The organism is Blastococcus sp. TF02A-30 (genome assembly GCF_003319185.1).
Taxonomy (GTDB): Bacteria; Actinomycetota; Actinomycetes; order Mycobacteriales; family Geodermatophilaceae; genus Blastococcus.
In genome coordinates, this window is sequence record NZ_QOHJ01000014.1 from 1 (window position 1) to 2,674 (window position 2,674).

A 2,674-nucleotide genomic window follows, 5' to 3' on the forward strand; every position below is an offset into this window, starting at 1 on the left:
TCAGCACGTTCTGCCGGACGTGCGGGGAGTCATAAAGGCGTGTGTTAGTGGAAGGCCTCTGGAAGGGGTCGCCGTAGAGGGTGAGAGCCCCGTACACGAAAACGCATGTCCTCCCGAGCTTGTTTCCCAAGTAGCACCGAGCCCGTGAAATTCGGTGTGAATCTGGCGGGACCACCCGCTAAGCCTGAATACTCCCTGGTGACCGATAGCGGACAAGTACCGTGAGGGAAAGGTGAAAAGTACCCCGGGAGGGGAGTGAAATAGTACCTGAAACCGTGTGCCTACAAGCCGTGAGAGCCTTAGGACTTCGGTCCGGGGTGATTGCGTGCCTTTTGAAGAATGAGCCTGCGAGTTAGCGGTACGTGGCGAGGTTAACCCGTGAGGGGCAGCCGTAGCGAAAGCGAGTCCGAACAGGGCGATACAGTCGCGTGCTCTAGACCCGAAGCCGAGTGATCTACCCATGGCCAGGTTGAAGCGCGGGTAAGACCGCGTGGAGGACCGAACCCACTTAGGTTGAAAACTGAGGGGATGAGCTGTGGGTAGGGGTGAAAGGCCAATCAAACTCGGTGATAGCTGGTTCTCCCCGAAATGCATTTAGGTGCAGCGTCACGTGTTTCTTGCCGGAGGTAGAGCACTGGATGGCCGATGGGCCCCACAAGGTTACTGACGTCAACCAAACTCCGAATGCCGGTAAGTGAGAGCGTGGCAGTGAGACTGCGGGCGATAAGGTTCGTAGTCGAGAGGGAAACAGCCCAGATCATCGGCTAAGGCCCCTAAGCGTGTGCTAAGTGGAAAAGGATGTGGAGTCGCAGAGACAACCAGGAGGTTGGCTTAGAAGCAGCCACCCTTGAAAGAGTGCGTAATAGCTCACTGGTCAAGTGGTTCTGCGCCGACAATGTAGCGGGGCTCAAGCACACCGCCGAAGCCGTGGCATTCACACGTTAGCCCGCCGGTCCTTGTGTGGGCCGGCCAGGTGTGTGGATGGGTAGGGGAGCGTCGTGTGGCGGTCGAAGCGGCGGAGTGATCCAGCCGTGGACGCCACGCGAGTGAGAATGCAGGCATGAGTAGCGAGAGGGGAGTGAGAACCTCCCCCGCCGGAAGACCAAGGGTTCCTGGGCCAGGCTAATCCGCCCAGGGTGAGTCGGGACCTAAGGCGAGGCCGACAGGCGTAGTCGATGGACAACGGGTTGATATTCCCGTACCCGCGAAGGAGCGCCCATGCTGAACCCAGCGATGCTAACCACCCGAACCACTGATCCTCACTTGTGAGGAGATGTGGGGAGGCTGGGACCCGGACTGGTAGTAGGCAAGCGATGGGGTGACGCAGGAAGGTAGTCCTACCGGTGAGTGGTAGTACCGGTGCAAGGGTGTGGCCCGCGACGTAGGCAAATCCGCGTCGCACGAGGGTGAGGCCTGACGCATAGCCGAATGAGGCGAATTGGATGATCCTATGCTGCCGAGAAAAGCCTCTAGCGAGTTCCGAGCGGCCCGTACCCCAAACCAACTCAGGTGGTCAGGTAGAGAATACCGAGGCGATCGAGCGAACTGTGGTTAAGGAACTCGGCAAAATACCCCCGTAACTTCGGGAGAAGGGGGGCCCTTTACCGTGAACCGCCTTGCGCGGGGCAGCGGTGGGGGGTCGCAGAGACCAGTGAGAAGCGACTGTTTACTAAAAACACAGGTCCGTGCGAAGTCGTAAGACGATGTATACGGACTGACGCCTGCCCGGTGCTGGAACGTTAAGGGGACGGGTTAGCCGCAAGGCGAAGCTCAGAACTCAAGCGCCAGTAAACGGCGGTGGTAACTATAACCATCCTAAGGTAGCGAAATTCCTTGTCGGGTAAGTTCCGACCTGCACGAATGGCGTAACGACTTCTCAGCTGTCTCAACCACAGGCTCGGCGAAATTGCACTACGAGTAAAGATGCTCGTTACGCGCGGCAGGACGGAAAGACCCCGGGACCTTTACTATAGCTTGATATTGGTGTTCGGTTCGGCTTGTGTAGGATAGGTGGGAGACTGTGAAGCGGGCACGCCAGTGTTCGTGGAGTCGCCGTTGAAATACCACTCTGGTCGAATTGGATGTCTAACCTCGGTCCGTGATCCGGATCAGGGACAGTGTCAGGTGGGTAGTTTAACTGGGGCGGTTGCCTCCCAAAATGTAACGGAGGCGCCCAAAGGTTCCCTCAGCCTGGTTGGCAATCAGGTGTCGAGTGCAAGTGCACAAGGGAGCTTGACTGTGAGACCGACGGGTCGAGCAGGAGCGAAAGCTGGGACTAGTGACCCGGCACCGGCATGTGGAAGCGGTGTCGCTCAACGGATAAAAGGTACCCCGGGGATAACAGGCTGATCTTCCCCAAGAGTCCATATCGACGGGATGGTTTGGCACCTCGATGTCGGCTCGTCGCATCCTGGGGCTGGAGTAGGTCCCAAGGGTTGGGCTGTTCGCCCATTAAAGCGGTACGCGAGCTGGGTTTAGAACGTCGTGAGACAGTTCGGTCCCTATCCGCCGTGCGCGTAAGAGACTTGAGAAGAGCTGTCCCTAGTACGAGAGGACCGGGACGGACGAACCTCTGGTGTGCCAGTTGTACCGCCAGGTGCACTGCTGGTTAGCTACGTTCGGCAGGGATAACCGCTGAAAGCATCTAAGCGGGAAGCTCGCTTCAAGATGAGGT

The 2,674-nt window shown here is 58.2% G+C and carries 1 rRNA gene; it reads left to right on the forward strand.

The features are described from left to right. Nucleotides 1–2,674, forward strand: a 23S ribosomal RNA gene (locus DQ241_RS20200); the annotation flags it as partial.